General features: G+C 74.1%; 13 protein-coding genes. 8 read left to right on the forward strand and 5 right to left on the reverse strand.

Translation table 11 applies throughout. The annotated features are described in order from the left end of the window. Positions 1-249 precede the first annotated feature (249 nt). The 3 genes from ABT381_RS29225 (at position 250) to glpK (ending at position 5,177) form a co-directional block, all read left to right on the forward strand. Positions 250-2,169: an EAL domain-containing protein gene (locus ABT381_RS29225; protein ID WP_351599577.1), complete on the forward strand. Its 1,920-nt coding sequence runs from the start codon at positions 250-252 to the stop codon at positions 2,167-2,169. Between the two features lie 524 nt (positions 2,170-2,693). After that, positions 2,694-3,461: an MIP/aquaporin family protein gene (locus tag ABT381_RS29230; protein WP_351599578.1), complete on the forward strand. Its 768-nt coding sequence runs from the start codon at positions 2,694-2,696 to the stop codon at positions 3,459-3,461. Positions 3,462-3,647: 186 nt separating this feature from the next. Beyond that, positions 3,648-5,177 (forward strand): glycerol kinase GlpK, encoded by a 1,530-nt coding sequence (glpK, locus tag ABT381_RS29235; RefSeq protein WP_351599579.1) that lies wholly within the window; start codon positions 3,648-3,650, stop codon positions 5,175-5,177. A 166-nt stretch (positions 5,178-5,343) separates the two neighbouring features. Here glpK and ABT381_RS29240 read toward each other — a convergent pair whose 3' ends face one another. After that, complete coding sequence (locus tag ABT381_RS29240; protein WP_351599580.1) at positions 5,344-5,952, reverse strand: GTP-binding protein; 609 nt, start codon at positions 5,950-5,952, stop codon at positions 5,344-5,346. Positions 5,953-6,327: 375 nt separating this feature from the next. Between ABT381_RS29240 and ABT381_RS29245 the strand changes: the two genes are divergently transcribed. Together ABT381_RS29245 and ABT381_RS29250 are read left to right on the forward strand one after the other, a co-directional pair. Continuing rightward, on the forward strand, positions 6,328-7,122 hold the full coding sequence (locus ABT381_RS29245) for a GntR family transcriptional regulator (RefSeq protein WP_351599581.1): 795 nt from the start codon (positions 6,328-6,330) through the stop codon (positions 7,120-7,122). After that, on the forward strand, positions 7,119-7,892 hold the full coding sequence (locus ABT381_RS29250; protein WP_351599582.1) for a sulfite exporter TauE/SafE family protein: 774 nt from the start codon (positions 7,119-7,121) through the stop codon (positions 7,890-7,892). The genes ABT381_RS29245 and ABT381_RS29250 overlap by 4 nt, the downstream gene beginning before the upstream one ends. 155 nt (positions 7,893-8,047) lie before the next feature. Here the strand turns inward: ABT381_RS29250 and ABT381_RS29255 are convergent, their stop codons facing one another. From ABT381_RS29255 to ABT381_RS29265, 3 genes are read right to left on the reverse strand one after another with little or no spacing between them, the layout of a single operon-like run. Further along, positions 8,048-8,458, reverse strand: a complete 411-nt coding sequence (locus ABT381_RS29255) for a DUF742 domain-containing protein (protein WP_351599583.1) — start codon at positions 8,456-8,458, stop codon at positions 8,048-8,050. Positions 8,459-8,477: 19 nt separating this feature from the next. Next, positions 8,478-8,912, reverse strand: a complete 435-nt coding sequence (locus ABT381_RS29260; RefSeq protein ID WP_351599584.1) for a roadblock/LC7 domain-containing protein — start codon at positions 8,910-8,912, stop codon at positions 8,478-8,480. After that, the gene (locus ABT381_RS29265) at positions 8,909-11,608 is read right to left on the reverse strand and encodes a sensor histidine kinase (protein WP_351599585.1); all 2,700 of its coding nucleotides are present in this window, start codon (positions 11,606-11,608) and stop codon (positions 8,909-8,911) included. Before ABT381_RS29265 ends, ABT381_RS29260 begins: the two co-directional genes overlap by 4 nt. Positions 11,609-11,920: 312 nt before the next feature. On the opposite strand from ABT381_RS29265, the gene ABT381_RS29270 reads away from it, so the two are divergent. The 3 genes from ABT381_RS29270 to ABT381_RS29280 all read left to right on the forward strand — a co-directional run bounded on the left by ABT381_RS29270 (position 11,921) and on the right by ABT381_RS29280 (position 14,747). Next, complete coding sequence (locus tag ABT381_RS29270) at positions 11,921-12,337, forward strand: hypothetical protein (RefSeq protein ID WP_351599588.1); 417 nt, start codon at positions 11,921-11,923, stop codon at positions 12,335-12,337. A gap of 272 nt (positions 12,338-12,609) precedes the next feature. Next, positions 12,610-13,428 (forward strand): IclR family transcriptional regulator, encoded by an 819-nt coding sequence (locus ABT381_RS29275; RefSeq protein WP_351599586.1) that lies wholly within the window; start codon positions 12,610-12,612, stop codon positions 13,426-13,428. 233 nt (positions 13,429-13,661) lie between these two features. Continuing rightward, a complete protein-coding gene (locus tag ABT381_RS29280; protein ID WP_351599587.1) occupies positions 13,662-14,747 on the forward strand; it encodes an S-(hydroxymethyl)mycothiol dehydrogenase in 1,086 nt (361 codons plus the stop codon). A gap of 15 nt (positions 14,748-14,762) precedes the next feature. Here ABT381_RS29280 and ABT381_RS29285 read toward each other — a convergent pair. After that, positions 14,763-18,271, reverse strand: a 3,509-nt coding sequence (locus tag ABT381_RS29285) for a coiled-coil domain-containing protein (protein ID WP_502965723.1), incomplete at its 5' end; no start/stop codon positions are given.

Here is an 18,271-nt window from a genome sequence, read left to right on the forward strand (position 1 = left end):
CCGACGGCCTGCGCCTACGCGGTCTGGCCGCGGGTCCGTATGGGCCCGTATCGCCGCGCGCCGGCCACGCGGCTCGGCGCGTACCGCGCCTCGGGCGTGGTCCGCCGCCGACACCTGGCCGCTGGCCGGTCGCCGGTCGCCGGTGGCCGCTGGCCGGTCGCCGCTGCATTCTCCCTACGTCGCCGAAGGGTGCGTGAACACCGCGTGAACCCTGCTGCGCGAGGGGCGGGAGGGGGGCATGCTGTCCGCGTGCCTGCCTGGACGGACCAGCTCCGATTCGCCTACCAGCCCGTCGTGAACCTCACGACCGGTTCCGTCGCCGCGCTGGAGATACTCGCCCGCCCCGAGCACGGGGACGTGCTCACTCAGGCCCGCCGCTCCCCCGGCATCGACGACGAACTGGCCGCGCTCGCGGTGCGGCACGCCACGCAGCGCGAGACGCTGCTGCCGCTGCAGGTGAACCTCTTCGCCACCACGGCTGCGGAGGTACCGGAGTTGACTGCGCTGCGGGCGGCGGTGCGTGCGGTGGGGCGGCGGCCGTGCGAGATCACCCTGGATCTGACCGGGCCGTACACCCACGTACCGGCCCGCGCGTTGCTGGAGGCGGTGGCGGGCCTGCGCGCCGACGGGTTCCGGCTCTGCGTGGACGGAGTGGGCGACGGGGACATCCCGCTACGGCTGTTGGGCGACCTGGCGCCGGACGTGATCAAGCTGGACGCCTCGCTCTGCGCGGACCTGGACGCCCGGCCGGGGCGTGCCGCGGTGGTGCGGATGGTGCGGTACCTGTGCGACGAGCTGGGTGGGCTGTTGGCGGTGGAGGGCGTGGAGACCGAGCGGAGTTACGCGGCGGTGCTGCGGGCCGGCGCGCAGCTCGCCCAGGGCCACCTCTTCGCACCACCCGCGCGCCGGCCCACGGCCGAGGTCTTCGTACCGGCACAGGCGCCGTCAGCGCCCGAGCCGAGCGGGGCGCCGGCCGCCGGAATGCCGGGCGCGAGCCCTACGCCGAGCGCCAGTGCGGCCCAGGCGCCATCCGCCCGGATCCAGAGCCCGGCCGAGGCGCCGCCCTTCAGCGCGCCGTTCGGTGCCCAAGCCGGTCCGCCCGTCGCGCAGTTCCTGCAGCCAGCCGCGTTGTTGCCGGTGACCGCGTCGGCCGAGGAGGTGCGGCGTCGGCTCACGGGGCTGCCGGACGTGTCCGGGGTGCTGTTGGTGGACGCGGACGGCGTTCCCGTACGGGCGGTGGACCGGGACCGGTTCCTGCTGTCGCTGTCGGGGCGGTACGGGCACGCGCTGTACGCGGACCGGCCGGCACTGCGGCTGGGCGACCGGCCGCGTACGGTCGGCGCGGGCGCGACCGCGTGGGAGGTGCTGGACGTCATCGCGGACGGCGACCGGGCCCGTACGGGCGACGACGTGGCGGTGGTGGACGAGCGGGGGCGGTGCATCGGGGTGGTGCACCTGGCGGACATCCTGCGGGCGCTGGCGGAGAGCCGGGTGGAGGAGGCCGCGCGGCTCAATCCGCTGACCCGGCTGCCGGGTTCCGACGCGGTCAACGGCGAGGTGGACCGGCGGCTCGCGCAGGGCCGCGCCGTGGCCCTGAGCTGGCTGGACGTGGACGGGTTCAAGCAGGTCAATGACAGCGCCGGGTTCGCGGCCGGGGACGAGCTGATCCGTGCGGTGGGCGCGGCGCTGGCCCGGGCGGCGCGCGGGGACGCGGCGTGCCGGGTGGGGCACATCGGGGGCGACGACTTCCTGGTGCTGACCGATCCCGAGGGGCTGGAGGTGATCGCCGCGGCCGTGCTGGACGTGCCGTGGTCGGCGGGCGGGCGTCCCGTGACGCTGTCGCTGGCGACGGTGGTGTGCCCGGCCGGGGCCGTCGCCGGGCACGCGGAGGCGGCCGCCGCGCTCGCCCCGCTCAAGAAGACGGCGAAGGGGCTGGCCGGCGCGAGTTGGGTGCTGAGCAGACACGGTACGGCCCACCACGAGGTACGCCGGGGCCGAAGGGCGCCCGGCCCGATACCCGGCCCGACGCCGGCCCCGGCATCAGCCCCGGCCCCCGCGCCGACGCCCGGCCCGGCGCCCGGCGCGGATGCCGACAGCCCCGAGGCCCACGCCCTCGCACCGCGACCATCTGCCGGTGAGCGACACGGGCGTACTGCGAGCGTCCCGTAACCCTGCCCTCAGCCACAGTGGCCCGCCCAGCAGGCGCGTTCACCGTATCCGCCGGTAACGGACACGGGCGCCCGGCAAGCGTCCCCCAACCCTGCCCCCAGCCACAGTGATGCGCCCAGCCCACCTGGTCGCCGTGTCCGGCAGTAACGCCCATGAGCGAGCAACGGGGCAGTAGAGGCGTGGGGTGCGGGCGGTGTGCTGAGTGGCGTCAGTCGTTGCCGTCCATGTGCTTGACGCTCCATCACGGCCGGTGAACACTTCCGGGTGTCAGTCGGCGTGCCGTACGCAGGCTTCCCCCCGACCGCGTGGTGACGCCGCGCGTTCCTGTGCCCCACCGGCGCCCTGCCGTACTGACATGCTCGTCGCGGAGGCCGGGCGGGATGCGGGAAGAACACGGCCGTCCGCTTCACCCCGTATGAATACCGTGGCACGTCCGGAAATCTGTGGCCGGGCCATGGGAGAGGTACGCACCCTGCACGGAGGACCGGGGTCCGTTCCCCGGGCAAGGGCCCAAGGAGCCGCAGATGTATTCCAATGGGGACATATTCGTCGGTGAAGTCATCGGCACCGCGATCCTGATTCTCTTCGGCGCGGGCGTCTGCGCCGCCGTCACCCTGCACTACTCCAAGGCGAAATCGGCCGGCTGGGTGGCCATCGCGTTCGGCTGGGGCCTCGGCGTGCTCGCCGGGGCCTACACCTCGGCGCCGCTGTCCGGCGGCCACCTCAACCCGGCCGTCACCCTCGGCTCCGCCATCGCGGGCGGCACGCCCTGGTCGAAGGTGCCGCTGTACATGGCGGCGCAGCTCATCGGGGCGCTCATCGGCGCGGCGCTGACGTGGGGCGTGTACTACGCGCAGTTCGCGGCCAACGCGCAGGAGGACAAGGCCCAGCCGACGCTGGGGATCTTCTCCACCGGGCCGGAGATCCGCAAGCCCGTGGCGAACCTCGTCACCGAGATCATCGCGACGATCGGCCTCGTGCTGCCGATCCTGTTCTTCGGCGAGAACAAGGGCATCGGCATCGGCCCGATCCCCGGCACCGACGGCGGGGTCTACGGCTCGGGGATCAACGTACTGCTCGTCGCACTGCTGGTGGTCGGCATCGGCCTCTCCCTCGGCGGCCCCACCGGGTACGCGATCAACCCGGCCCGTGACCTCGGCCCGCGCATCGCGCACGCGCTCCTGCCCATCCCCAACAAGGGCACGTCGGACTGGAGTTACGCCTGGGTGCCGGTCGCGGGCCCGCTGATCGGCGCGGCGCTCGCCGCCCTGGTGTACAACGCGGCCTTCTGAGACCCAGCCCTCTGGGACCCGGCCTTCCGAAACGCGGCCTTCTGAAACGCGGCCTTCCGGCCTTCTCCGGGCGCGTGGTCCATGACTGCCCTTGTGCGCGGACTTCCGACCGCGCCGTTCCGCCCGCAGCCTTGCGCTGCGGGCACCACCGCTCGCCGACTGCGGTCATCCGACTGAGGAGACGCCATGACGGACAGCACGGACAGTACGCAGAAGTACGTCGCCGCGATCGACCAGGGCACCACCTCCAGCCGTTGCATCATCTTCGACAAGGACGGCGCGATCGTCGCCGTCGACCAGCGTGAGCACCGGCAGATCTTCCCCAAGCCCGGCTGGGTGGAGCACGACGCGACCGAGATCTGGTCCAAGGTGCAGGCCGTCGTGGCGGGCGCGCTCGCGGGGGCCGGGCTGCGTGCCGACCAGCTCAGCGCGCTCGGCATCACCAACCAGCGGGAGACCACGGTCCTGTGGGACCGCAGGACGGGCAAGCCTGTGCACAACGCGATCGTCTGGCAGGACACCAGGACGGCGGCGCTCTGCAACGAACTGGGCGGCGCGGACGGCCAGGACCGGTTCCGTGACGCCACGGGCCTGCCGCTGGCCAGCTACTTCTCGGGGCCGAAGGCGGCCTGGCTGCTGGACAACGTTCCCGGGCTGCGGTCGCGCGCGGAGGCCGGCGAGATCGCGTTCGGCACCATCGACTCCTGGCTGATCTGGAACCTCACCGGCGGCACGGACGGCGGGGTGCACGTCACGGACGTGACCAACGCCGGCCGGACGATGCTGATGAACCTGGCCACCCTCCAGTGGGACCCCGCGATCCTCTCGGCGATGGGCATCCCCGAGGCGGTGCTGCCGGAGATCAGGCCCTCGGCGGAGGTGTACGGCACGGCCGTGGGCCAGCTGGCGGGCGTGCCCGTGGCGTCGGCGCTGGGCGACCAGCAGGCCGCGGTGTTCGGCCAGACCTGCTACGGCGTCGGCGAGGCCAAGAACACCTACGGCACCGGGTCGTTCCTGCTGCTGAACACCGGTAACCGGCCCGTGCCCTCCAAGAGCGGGCTGCTGACCACGATGGGGTACCAGCTGGGCGGCGAGGCCCCGGTGTACTGCCTGGAGGGCTCCATCGCGATCACCGGCGCGCTGGTGCAGTGGTTCCGCGACCAGCTGGGCATCATCAGCTCCGCCGACGAGATCGAGACGCTGGCGGCGAGCGTGGACGACAACGGTGGCGCGTACATCGTCCCGGCGTTCTCCGGGCTGTACGCGCCGTACTGGCGCTCCGACGCGCGTGGTGTGATCACCGGCCTCACCCGCTACGTCACCAAGGCGCACTTGGCGCGTGCCGTGCTGGAGGCGACGAGCTGGCAGACGCGCGAGGTCGTGGACGCGATGTACCAGGACTCCGGGGTGCAGATCACGACGCTGAAGGTGGACGGCGGGATGACCGCCAACAATCTGCTGATGCAGCACCAGGCGGACGTGCTGGGCGTGCCGGTGATCCGCCCGGTGGTCGCGGAGACCACCTGCCTGGGCGCGGCGTACGCGGCGGGCCTGGCCACCGGCGTGTGGCAGGACCTGGACGAGCTGAAGGCGCACTGGAAGCGGGACGCGGAGTGGTCGCCGCGGATGCCGGGCGAGGTCCGGGAGCGGGAGTACGCGCGGTGGCGGAAGGCGGTGGAGCGCAGCTTCGGCTGGCTGGACGAGAACGGCGAGTAGGACCAGTACGCCTTATAGGACCAGTAGGACGTCCTGCGGCGGCCCTGACGGCGCCTGTGGGACCGTCGCGGCCCGTACTCCGGACGGCGGGGTACGGGCCGCACGGCGCCATCCCCACGGCGCCTCCTGGCGTGTCCCGGCGGGCCGCACCGGCCCGCCGGACGGGTCAGGACAGCGCCGGCTCGCGCTGCTCCTCGCTCATGCGCAGCGCGTGCTGCACGACCTCGACGAGTACGTCGCGCGCCGAGCCCTTCTCGCGTGCGTCGCAGTACACGACGCTGACGTCCGGGTCCAGGTCCAGCGCGTCGCGGACGATCTCCGCGGGGTAGCGCTCGGCGCCCTCGAAGCAGTTGACCGCGACGGTGAAGGGGATGCCGCGGCGCTCGAAGTAGTCGATCGCGGCGAAGGAGTCCTCCAGGCGGCGGGTGTCGGCGAGCACCACCGCGCCCAGCGCGCCGGTGGACAGCTCGTCCCACAGGAACCAGAAGCGGTCCTGGCCCGGCGTGCCGAAGAGGTAGAGCACCAGGTCCTCGCGGAGGGTGATCCGCCCGAAGTCCATGGCGACGGTGGTGGTGTGCTTGCCCTCGACGCCCGCGGTGTCGTCGACGGGCCGGCCCGCCTCGCTCAGCTGCTCTTCCGTGCGCAGCGGCTTGATCTCGCTCACCGCGCCGACCAGCGTCGTCTTGCCGACGCCGAAGCCGCCCGCGACCAGGATCTTGAGCGTGACCGGCTCGACGGCTTTCCTGCGGCGTCGCTCAGCGCGCCCGAAGACCATTGACCGCTTCCTCCGTTTTCGGTGGTGCCGCGTCAGCGACGGACCGGCGCACCGTGGCTGATGACAACTGGTGGAGACTGGTGGAGCACGACAACTCCCGGGTAGGAGTGGATCGTTCCGCACCGACTGTACCGACGGCAAGCCCCGGGTCCGGCACCGCCCCTGCCTGATGTGCTCATGATCACTGAGCGTACGGGGCACCGCATACGGACGCGTCTGCCCGGCGGAACGGCCCGCCATTCACCCCAAACCCGCTGGTCAGACATTTACGCAGGTCAGGCGAGGTGGCGTAACTCTGGCGTAATGCCCGGAGAGTACCGTCGACGGCTCCGGAGGACGCGGCAGCGCACGGGGCGGCGCGGAAGGGAGTCAGCCATGCGGGAGACGGCACCACCGGGCGCGGAGGGCGGGGACGACGGGCCCTGGGTGTCCTCCCGGCCCCGCGCCGAGCGCGCCCGGCAACTGGCCGACGTGCTCCGGCAGCGGATCACCAGCGGCGCGTACGAGGACGGCGTGCTGCCCGGTGAACGCGAGTTGGGCGCGCACCTCGGGGCCTCGCGCAACGCCGTCCGTGAGGCGCTGGCACTGCTGCGCAACGAGGGGCTGATCTCCCGCAAGCAGGGCGTGGGCACCACGGTCGTGATGCCCAAGTACGGCCACGGGCTGGACCGGCTGGCGGGCCTGGCGGAGACGCTGACCGGGCACGGCGCGGTCACCAACGAGGTACGGGCGGCCCGCCCGGTCCCGGCTCCCCCGGCGGCCATCGCGGAGCGGCTGGGCCTGGCCCCCGGGGAGGGCGCGGTGTACGTCGAGCGGCTGCGCCGGCTGGGCGGCCTCCCGCTGTCCCTGGACACCACCTACCTCACCGCGGACATCGGGACGCCGCTGCTCGCCTGCGACCTCGCGCACCGCGACCTGTTCGCGCTCATCGAGGAGACCTCCGGGCAGCGCCTGGGCCGGGCCGAGGTGTCGGTGCACGCGGTCAACGCGGGGCCGGACACCGCGGCGCTGCTCGGCGTGGAGGCGGGCGCCGCGGTCTTCGCCATCGAACGGCTCACGCATCTCGCCGACGGCCGCCCCGTGGACGCCGAGTCGCTGCACATCCGCGCGGACCGGCTGGCGCTGCACGCCACGCTGCACCGCGGTCCGGCCCCGAAGGAGGCGCGATGAGCGGCCTGGCGCCCGACACCACGACGCTGGTCCTGCTGGCGCTCTTCGGGCTGGCCGCCGGGGTCGGCATCACGGCCGTGGGCCCCGGTGGAGTACTCGCGACCGTCGGCCTGTTCGTCCTCACGGACCTCTCCCCCGCCCAGGTCGCGGGCACCGCCATCGTCACGCACGTCGCCACCGGGATGCTGGGCACGGCCGCGTACGTGCGCTCCGGTGAGCTGCGGGAGCCGCGCACGCGGCGCACGGCAGGGGTGCTGGCGGGCGCCGCGGTGCTCGGCACCCCGCTCGGCGTACTGGCCAACACCCTCTTCTCCGGACGGGCTTTCGGTCTGCTGCTGGGCGCCTTCGTGGCGCTGGTCGGCGGGCTGGTCTGGTACCGCGAGCGGCGCGCCGCGCCTACGGGGGCCGCGTACCCCAGCGACTGGGTGACGGCCCTCCTGGGGTTCGGCGTCGCGGTGGCGAGCGGGGTGTTCGGGGTCGGCGGGCCGATGCTGACCGTGCCGCTGCTGGTCGCGCTGCGGATGCCGGTACTGGCCGCGCTGGCCGTCGCGCAGGTCCAGTCGGTGGTGATCGCCACGGCGGGGACGCTCGGCTATGTGGCGCACGGCGCGGTGGACTGGCCGCTGGCGGCGCTCGTCGGCGTACCGGAGCTCGCGGGCGTGCTGATCGGCTGGCGCATCGCCCGCGCGCTCCCCTCGCGCACCCTCAAGACCGGCCTTGTACTGGCCCTCTTCGCACTGGCGCCGTACTTGGCGCTCTACGGGGGCTGAGGACGTGCCCCATACGGGGGCCGAGGGCCTGCGCTCCTACAGGGGCTGGGGGCCTGCCCCCATACGGGAGCTGGGGACGTGCTCGCCTACAGGGGCCGAGGGCCTGTTCTCCTACGGAGACCGGGAGGCCTGCTCCCGTATGGCGGCGCAGGCTCTCAGAGGGCGCGCAGGCCGTTGATGACCTCGCGCAGGATGTCCTCGTCCGGGAGTTCGGCGGGCGGCACGGGACGGGTGACCCGGACCAGCTCAGCGTCGAGCAGGTCGCCGATGAACACCCGGACCACGCCGACCGGCAGGTCCAGCTCGGCGGCCAGTTCGGCCACGGAGAGCGGGGCCTCCCGGGTGAGGTCGACGATGTCGAGGTGTTCGGGCGACAGCGACTGGTCGGTGACCGGTTCGTCGGCCCGGCTCTCCGCGATCACCTGCGCGATCAGGTCCAGCCGGGCGACGGCCGCGCTGGCGGTGCGGCCGCGGGTCATGGCGTACGGACGGACGACCGGGCCCGCCTCGTCGTCGAACCACCGGGCCGGGCCCGCTGCGGGCCCGGCCTGATCTTTTCGGTTCATGCGGTCACCGTCGTCATCCTCAACTGGGCCCGCCGGTCCTGGGAGCCGTCCCCAGGTGCGTACCCACCCGCTTGACCAGCAGCGTCATCTCGTACGCGATCAGGCCGACATCGGAGTCGGCGTCGGCGAGCACGGCCAGGCAGCTGCCGTCGCCGGCGGCGCTGACGAACAGGAACGCCTCGTCCAGCTCGACCATGGTCTGCCGCACCTGGCCCGCGTCGAAGTGCCGGCCGACGCCCTTGGCCAGGCTGTGGAACCCGGAGGCGACCGCGGCCAGGTGCTCGGCGTCCTCCCGGGGCAGGTCGGCGGAGGCGCCGGTGGCCAGGCCGTCGCTGGAGAGGATGAGCGCCTCGCGGATGGAGCCCACCCGGCCGACCAGCTCGTCGAGCAGCCAGCCCAGTTCGCCCGTGCCCTTCGCTGCGGTCCCGGCTGCTGTTGCCTTCGGTGCGGTCATCGACCGTCCCCTCCCATGTTCTTTCTCGGTGCTGTGGCGCTGCCGTCTTCGCCGGATTCGCGCCGGCCGCGCTGCCAGCCGCGCTGGAGCGAGGCCATGCGCGACCGTACGTCCTCGGCGTCGCGGTCGGCCGCGGGGTCCGCGGCCTCGGTCGCCGGGCCGGACTGCCGGCCGGACGACGTCTTGAGCTGGGGGGCGAGGCTGGCCTGCCGTACCCGCCGGGGCAGACCGGGCACCGTCCGCGCGGGCGGCGCCTCTTCAGCGGACGGCGCCTCTGCGGGGGACGGCACGTCTGCGCGGGGCGCCACCTTCCCGGCGGGCGCCACCTTGTCGACGGACGACGCCCGCTCGGCGGACGGGGTCCTTTCCGCAGACGGGGCCGCTTCCGCGGGCCGTTCGGCGCCGCGCGTCCCCGCGGCCGGCCCGTCGGCGTCCTCCACCGCGCGGCCGTGGTCGCTGACCAGGACCGGGGAGCGGCGGCGGCGCGGCAGCGGCGCGGGGCCACCGCCCGGGGGCGGGTCGCCGGCCGGCCGGTGCTCCACGCGCTCGGCGGGCACCGGGCCGGTCGGCAGCGCGGGGCGGCCGTCCTCGGTACGGCGCTGTCTCCGGGGCCCGCGGAAGACGCTCTCGTCCTCCTCCTCAGCGGCCCGCTCCGCCGCGGCGTCCGGTGCGCCGCGCTCCGGCAGTGCCACCGGCACCTGGGCGAGCGCCGCCAGGGCCCCGCCGCGTGCCGCCTCGGCCGACACGGGACGCTTCACCGAGCCGGTGTCCTCGCCACGGCCGCCCTCGGTGCGCCCGTCGGCGCTCTCGGTCAGCAGCGTGCCGGGGATGAAGACGACCGCGGTGGTCCCGCCGAACGGGGAGGGCTGCAGCGAGACGCGTACGCCCTGCCGCTGGGCCAGCCGGCTGACCACGAACAGGCCGAGCCGGTCGGTGTCGGACAGCTCGAACTCGGGGGTCTCGGCGAGCCGCAGGTTGGCGTCCAGGAGCGCGTCGGGCGCCATGCCCAGCCCCCGGTCGTGGATCTCCAGGGTGAAGCCGTTGGCGACCCGCTCGCCGACCACCTGCACGGCGGTGTGCGGCGGCGAGAAGACGGTGGCGTTCTCCAGGAGTTCGGCGATGAGGTGGGTGAGGTCCGAGACGGCCGGGCCCTCCACCGCGAGCCGCGGCAGCCGGCGCACCTCGATGCGCTCGTAGTCCTCGACCTCGGAGACCGCGGCCCGCACGACGTCCATGAGCTGGATGGGCTTGCGCCACTGCCGGGACGGCGCGGCGCCGGAGAGGATGACCAGGCCCTCGGCGTGCCGCCGCATACGGGTGGTGAGGTGGTCCAGGCGGAAGAGGTCGGCCAGCTCGTCGGTGTCCTCCGTACGGCGCTCCATGGCGTCCAGGAGGGTGAGCTGACGGTGCAGCAGGACCTGGCTGCGGCGGGCGAGGTTCACGAAGACCTCGGAGACGCCGCGGCGCATGTCGGCCTGCTTGACGGCGGCCTCCAGCGCGGCCCGCTGGAGGGTGTTGAGCGCCTGGGCGACCTGGCCCATCTCGTCCTGGGTGAACTGCAGCCGCGGCGCCTCGGTCTCCACGTCGACGTGTTCGCCCGCGGCGAGGCGGCGCATGACGCTGGGCAGCCGTACGCCGGACACCTCGTGCGCGTCCTTGCGGAGCCTGCTGAGGTCCTTCACGTGCCGGCGGCCGAGCCGGAAGGAGACGATGATCGAGGCGAGCAGGGCGACGAAGCCGAGGACGCCGGCGAACGCGGCCCTGGCGAGCACGGTCATCGCGGCGGGCTGCACCCGGTCCTCGAAGCGGCCGCCCGCTTCCTTGTTGATCCGGTCCAGGTCGCCGAGGACCTGTCGCGCGGTGTCGTGCCAGCGTTCGGCGTTGATGGCTTCGGTAGCGCCGGACGGCCCCGCCGCGATCACCGCGTCCTCGAAGGACTCCAGTTCGCGCGGCTTGGCGTCGTTCCAGTAGTCCTCGTACACGGCACGCTCGGCGGCGGGCAGCGCGGTGAGGCTGGTCTCGTACAGGACCTTGCGCTCGGCCACCCGGTCGGAGAAGTCGCGCAGTTCGCGCGGGGACATCGAGCCGGACACCAGCGCGGCGCTGAGCACCGCGTCCTCCCGGGAGAGCGACTCGCGCCCGCGGGTGAGCGCCACCAGCGCGCCGCCCTGCTTGGAGATGTCCGGGTCGGGCAGGAAGTGCATGCTGCCCAGGAAGTCGTAGCAGGGGTCGACCAGGGCGTTGTACTGGTCGAACGCCTCGCGGCGGGTGAGGGTGTTGTTCTCCACCTGGTCGCGCAGCTCGTCCAGGTGCGCGAACGCCTTGACGGCGGTCTCCAGCCGCGAGCCCGCGCCGCCGAGGAGGTCCTCGCGCACGTCGGAGCCCTTGGCGTTGGCCCGCAGCCGGGCCACGGCCCGGTCGGTGGCGAGGGTCTGCCGGCGCAGGTCGGTCAGCGAGCCCGCGATCCGCGGGTCGGCGAGGTAGACCAGGGTGGCGCGACGTTCCTTCTGCAGGGCCTGTACCGCGTCCTCGGCCGGGTAGCCGACCTTGTCGACGACGACCGCGACCTTCAGCAACTGGCGTGCCTCGGTGCCGGTGACGTACGTGGCGAAGGCCCACATGGCAGTCAGGGACACCAGAGGTACGAGCAGCAACGCCACGATCTTCCGGCGGATGGACTTCCCGCGAAAGCGCATGGCCTCCCCTACGTCAACCCCGGCCCGCGGGGATGGTGTTCCGTCAACAAACGGCGCGAGCCTACTACTGTCGGGGGGTCAACTCGAAGAGCTGTCCGACGGACCGGCCCGCAGGTCAGGACCGGATGGCCGTCCTTGTCCGGCGATTCCCGGACAACACGCCCGTCCGTGTGGTCTCCACCACCCCACTCGTATCCCCTTCCGGGCCACGACTGTTGGCCGGAAAGAACCGGCCCCCGCCGTCGGGGCGGCGCCGGCGGTAGGCGACCATGAGTCCCGGGTAACGGCGCACGGCGGCATGTACCGGAGGAAATCCGGGCAGTCACCGAACAGCCGGACAGGCGGGGAAAGTACGGGGAGAGTGACGGCTTCATGGACCTCGGCAGAGACGGCGCGCTGTGGCAGGAAGAGCCGTCCCCCCGCCCCCGTATGCCCGATCCGGTGCGCACCGCCGCGGTGCGGGCCGTCATCATCGTGGCGGTGACGCTCGTCCAGGCCATGGTGGCCTTCCTCAGTACGCTCGCCGGGTCCTGGCTCGCCTTTCCCGCGGTGCTCAGTACGGTCGCCTCGACCGTGGTCGCGACCTGGGGCGTACTGGACGTCTGGGTGACCCGGCAGGTGTGGATCCAGCGGCACGGCGTGGAGTCGCGCCCCAGCAGCACGGCCAGGGCGCTGCGCCGGGAGCGGCGACGCGCACGCCGGCAGGAACGGCGCTCGGCCGCCGCCTGACGTCCACCTGACTGCCGCCCGACTGCCGCTTCACCGGCGACCGAGCTCCTCCTTTACCGGCACCGGCCCCCTTTCCGGAGGCCCGGACTCCGAAAAGCTGCGAGTAGCATCTGGCCCCCTTGGCACTGATCGGTATGATGGCGTTGCTTCATACGCATCGCACCGCGCGATGCGCAACAGCAGACCGCGCAACAGACCGAGATCCGGGAGCGGATCACGACGGGCTCCCGACGACTGGCCCCCAGGGCCGCCGGGCGGTGACGCACAGACCCATGCCGAAGACGACCGACACGAGCGCCAACGAGACCACCGAGGAAACCGGCGACAGCACACGCGGCGGTGCCGGCTCCGTCCAGTCCGTGGACCGGGCGGTGAGCGTGCTGGAGATCCTGGCCCGGCTGGGTGAGGCGAAGGTGACCGAGCTGGCCGAGGAGCTGGGCGTCCACAAGTCCACCGCCTTCCGCATCCTCGGCGTCCTGGAGAACCGCGGGCTGGTCGAGCAGGAGGGCGAGCGCGGCAAGTACTACCTGGGCGCGGGCGTGCTGCGGCTGGCGGGCGCCGCCGCGATCCGGCTGGACATCTCCCAGGAGGGCGCCCCGGTCTGCCGCGCGCTGGCGGAGGACACCGGCGAGACCGCCAACATCGCGGTACTGGACGGCGACGCGGCGGTCAACATCATGCAGGCGCGCGGCGGGGCCGCGGTCACCGCGTACAACTGGCTGGGCCGGCGCACGCCGTTGCACGCCACCGCGAGCGGCAAGGTGCTGCTCGCGCACCTGCCGCGGGAGCGCCGCGACGGCCTGCTGACCCGCTCGCTGCCCCGCTTCACCGAGCACACCCTCACCGCCGCGGCCCTGCGTCCGCAGCTGGCCGAGGCGCTGGAGCTCGGTTACGCCTGCACGGCCGAGGAGTTGGAGGTCGGCCTGAACGCCGTGGCCGCGCCGGTACGGGCGCACGACGGCGCGGTGATCGGCGCGATCGGCGTGTCGGGGCCCGCGTACCGCATGGAGCGGGAACTGCTGCCGGAGCTCGCCGAGCGGGCAGCGAAGGCGGCGGCCGAACTCTCCCGTGCCATGGGCTTCGCGGCCTGACGAGCGGCCTCGGAAACAGGCCGAGAAACGGACCGGGAAACAGGCCAGGAATCAGGCCGGGAAACGGGCTGCGCGCGGGTCGCCGAACCCTCTTGACGGATCGCCGTCCAAATCCCAGCATGTCTCCTATGGTGCAACAGGCCGCACGATAGGCAACAAGTAACGGCATCTGTCCACCACCGAGTACCGGCACCTACCCTCCGCCGCCGCAGGCGCTGTCGAGGAGTGAAGACATGCCGCACGAAGCCCGCGCCGTCATCGCCGTGAAGAAGGGGGCGCCGGTCGAGGTCCTGCCGGTCCTGGTGCCCGACCCAGGTCCCGGGGAAGTGCTCGTACAGATCCAGGCGTGCGGCGTGTGCCCCACCGACCTGCGCCATCGGGACGGCGCCGCCGGTGCGGACTTCCCGTATCTGCTCGGCCACGAGGCGGCCGGCATCGTCGAGGCGACCGGCCCGGGCTGCGGCGAACTCGCCCCCGGCGACTACGTGGTGCTCGCCTGGCGGGCCCCCTGCGGCACCTGCCGTTCCTGCCACCGCGGCCGCCCCTGGTACTGCTTCGCCTCCCGCACCGCGCAGGGCACGACGACCCTGCTCGACGGCACCCCGCTCACACCGGCGCTCGGCATCGGCGCCTTTGCCGAAAAGGCGCTGGTCCACGCGGGCCAGGCGGTGAAGGTCGACCCGTCGGCCCGGCCCGAGGCCGCCGGGCTGATCGGCTGCGGGGTGATGACCGGGTACGGCGCGGCGGTGCACACGGGGCGGGTGGGCAACGGCGACACCGTGGCCGTCATCGGCTGCGGCGGGGTGGGCAACGCCGCGATCGCCAGCGCCTCGCTGGCCGGCGCCCGCCGGGTGATCGCGGTGGACGTGGACGCCCGCAAACTGGACGCCGCCGAACGCTTCGGCGCCACCGACACCGTCAACTCCCGCTGGACCGACCCCGTAGCGGCGGTCCGCTCGCTGACCGGCGGCCACGGCACGGACGTCGTGATCGACGCGGTCGGCACCCCGGAGACCTTCCGTCAGGCCCTCGACATGCGCGACCTGGCCGGCGTCCTGGTCCAGGCCGGCATCCCCGACCGCGACCAGCACGTCGACCTCCCGCTGCACGACCTCTTCTCCCGCGGCGGCGCCCTCAAGGTCTCCTGGTACGGCGACTGCCTGCCCAGCCGCGACTTCCCCGTCCTGATCGACCTCCACCTCCGCGGCAAACTCGACCTGGAAGCCTTCGTCTCGGAGACCGTCCCCCTGGACGACGTGGAGAGCGCCTTCGGCCGGCTGCAACGGGGTGAAGTACTGCGGTCGGTGGCGGTGTTGTGAGCCACCGCCACCGGGCTACTCCTGGCTGCTCTCCGGCCCCGGCCCCCGCTCCGGCTCCGGCTCCGGCTCCGGCGCCGGCTCCTCCGGTCGCTTGAACATCCGGGTCGCCGTGATCTCGCCGTGGATCGTCTCCGACTCGGGCCGCTGCTGCGGCAGGCCGGGACGCAGGTGCTCCTCGACGCTGATGTACTTCAGACCGGCGCGCAGGTCCGCGTCGTTCCGCAGGCGGATGACCAGCGGGAACTCGGCGAGTGCCGTGGTGTCGAACAGGCCCGTGGTGTAGAGGAGCTGGACGCCGAGCGCGTCGGCGACGGCCCGCTGGAGCTCCAGCAGGTACGTGGCGTTGGCGCGGCCGATGGGGTTGTCCAGGAACAGCGTGCCGGCGTGCCGCTCCTTGTCACGGCCGCGGTCGTTGCTGCGCAGCGCCGCCATCGTGCAGTACAGCGCGATGGCGGCCGTGAGCAGCTGGCCGCCGGAGAAGACGTCGCCCATCTGCCCGACGGGGACCCGCTCGGCGCGCAGTACGGCGTCCGGCTTGAGGATCTCCACGGCCACGCCACGCGGCTGGAGCGCGGCGGCGACTCCCCGCAGCAGCAGGGACATGCCGTCCCGGCGCAGGTCGCTGTTGCGCTTGACGGCCGCGCGGGTCGCCTCGTCGATGACCTCGCCGAGCCGCTCGGTGAGCGTGGCCTGGTCCGGGTCGTCGAAGCGGATGCGCAGGAACTCCTGGCCCGACCACTCCCCCAGCCCCTCGGGCAGCCGGGACAGCCGCTGCGCCGAACGCAGCGTGGCCAGCGAGGACTCCACCAGGCCGCGCAGCCGGTCGACGATGCTGCCGCGGTTGCGCTCCAGCTGCGTCAGCTCGTCGGTCAGGACGCGCAGGCGGGGTGCGAACGCGTCGGCCCACTTGGCGGCGTGGTCCGGGAGCGCGGACGCGGGCAGCTCGCGGATCTGCTGCCGGGCCGGGGTCTTGACCATTTCGTACTTGGTGGAGTTGGCGTGCCGTACGAGGATGTCGCTCGCCTCGCGGACCGCCGAGTCGGCCGAGGAGAGGTCGCTCGCGCAGCCGCGCAGCGAACGCCGGGCCTCGGCGGCGGCCTGCCGGGCCTCCTCCAGGCGGCCCCGGTACGGCTCGGGCGCTTCCTGGTCCTCCTCGGGGCCGTTGTCGCGCAGGATGTCGCGCAGCATCGCGGCGGTCTCGTCGAAGCCGCCGGCCGCGTCCTCGGCGGCGCGGTGGCCGCGCAGCAGCTCGGCGTGGGTGGCGCGGGCGGTCTCCAGCGCGTCGGTGGCGGTGGCCAGCTCGGTGTTGGCGCTGCGAAGCAGCTCCTTGGCGCGCTCGGCGTCGGCCGGGACCAGCTCCTCGGGCAGCTCGGTGTGCGCCTCGACGCCTTCCGGCGGCGCCAGCCGCTCCGCCTCGCCGCGCAGCCGGCCCAGGTGCTCGCTGGCCGCCGAGGCCCGCGACTCCAGCATGGCGACCAGCTCCTCCGCGCGGGCCGCCGCGGCCTGCCGGGACGGGCCGTCGGCCGCGTCCGGGCTCTGCAGCAGCTGCTCGGCGCGGGACCGCACCTTGTTGGTCAGCCGGTCCAGCTCCCTGCGGGCCGCGGACTCGTCGCCCTCGGCGCGGGCCTGCTCGGCACGCAGGTCGGCGCCGACGCCGACCTTCTCGTACAGCTGGGACGCCGCACGGTACGCCTCGCGCAGGGTGGGCAGCGAGGACTCCGGCGGGGCTTCCTCCTCGCCCAGGTCGTCCGGCACGCCGGCGATCTCGGCGCGCTCGGCGCGCAGCGCGCGGGCGGTGCGGCGGGCGTCGTCGGCGGCGCGCTGGGCGGCGCGCCGGTCCTCGTCGGCGGCGCGGGCCCGGTCGACGCACTCCTCGGCGCGCGCTTCGTACTCCGCGCCCTCGTCGGCCAGTTCACGCAGCTTGCTCTGCCAGGCGGCGCGCTCGCGGAGCCGGTAGGCGAGCCCGGCCAGCGCGTCGGCGACCCGGCGGGCGCGCTGCGCGGCCTCGCCCCGCTCCTCACGGACGCGCGCGGCCTCGGCCGCCGCCTCGTCCGCCTCGGCCCGTACCGTACGGGACTCCGCCAGCTCCTCGGCGGCGGCGTCGGCCGTCGTACGGGTCTCCTCGGCCGCGGCCGCCAGCTCGGCGAGCCGGCCGGCCGGGCAGCCCGTACGCCAGGAGGCCAGCCGGGCGGCGAGCGCGCGGTCGGCGGAGAGCCGGGCCGCGAGCTGCCGGATCTCCTCGTCGCGGGCCGCGGCCCGGGCACGCAGCGCCTGCCGCTCCTCGTCGGCGGCCGACTCGTCGTGCATCGCCGGGTTCGGCGGGACGAGGAAGACGCCGGTGTCCTGGGCGTCCGGCGACGGGGTGGGCGCGAGCAGGGCCGCCGCCGTACCGACGGCGACGGCCGAGCGCGGCAGCAGGGCCGCCTGCGCCAGCACGTCGCGGGCGCGCGCGTGGGTGTCGGGATCGGTGATGATCACGCCGTCGACCAGCTCGGGCCGGGCGGCCAGCACGCGGGCGTGGTCGACGGGGTCGACGGCCTGGGCGAGGTAGCGCCAGCCGGGCAGGGCGGGGACGCCGTGCTCACCCAAGTACTCGACGGCCGCCAGGACATCGGGGCCGGGCGGCAGCAGTCCGCCGTCGCCCAGCGCGCCGAGGATGCGCGAGTCGTCGGCGGCGGCGGTCCGCATCTCGAACAGCTGCCGCTCGGCGGAGCTGACGCCGTCGTCGAGCAGCTCCTGCAGCGCGTCGGCGTTCCGGTCGACGTCTTCGGCGGAGAGGGGGCCGGACGAGCCCGCGGGGCGGGCGGGAACGGCGGTCCGGCCGCGCGCGTCGGCCGGGCTTTCGCCCTCGTCGTCGGGGCAGGCTTCGTCATCGGCGGGCGGAGCCTCGGCGGCATCTTCCGGGGCAGCGGCGTCCGGCACCTCGTCGACCGCCTCGGCCCACTCGCCCTCGGCCGGCTCGCCCTCGGGCGCGTCCGCCGCTGCGGCACCGTCCGCCGCATCGGAGTCGATCCGCGCCGAGACCTCGTCCCGGGAGCCGGACTCGGCGGCATACGTGCCGTGTCCCCCGGCGGGCCGGGCCTCGGCCTCGGGGGACTCCTCGTCGGCCGAGGTCCCGAGCCCCACGACGCCGGACGCCCAGGAGCCGTTCCGTACGGACATCGCGTCCCCGGTGGCGGACGTGGCCTCTTCAGGGGCCGCAGGGCGCGCCTCTACAGGGGCGCCGCTTCCCATAACGGGACCTGCGAAGTACCCGTCGTCCGGCTCGGCGTCGTCCGTGCCCTCGGCGGGCGCCGCCGCCTCGCCGTCGTCGACGCGGACCGTCACCTGGAGCGGCTGCCGGGACTCCGCGGCGAGCGGGCGGCCGCCGCGCTGCCCTGGTACGCCCGGAACCGCCGCGGGCGTACCCGTGGCCGACTCCATGCCCAGCAGCTCCGCGAGGCGCGGCTCGGCGCCGATGGACTCGGCGGCGCGGCGCTCCGCGTCGTACGCGCGCTCCGCCGCGAGCGCGCGGAGGACGCCGC

Source organism: Streptomyces sp. NPDC000151 (assembly GCF_040301705.1).
In the GTDB taxonomy this organism is placed as follows: Bacteria; Actinomycetota; Actinomycetes; order Streptomycetales; family Streptomycetaceae; genus Streptomyces.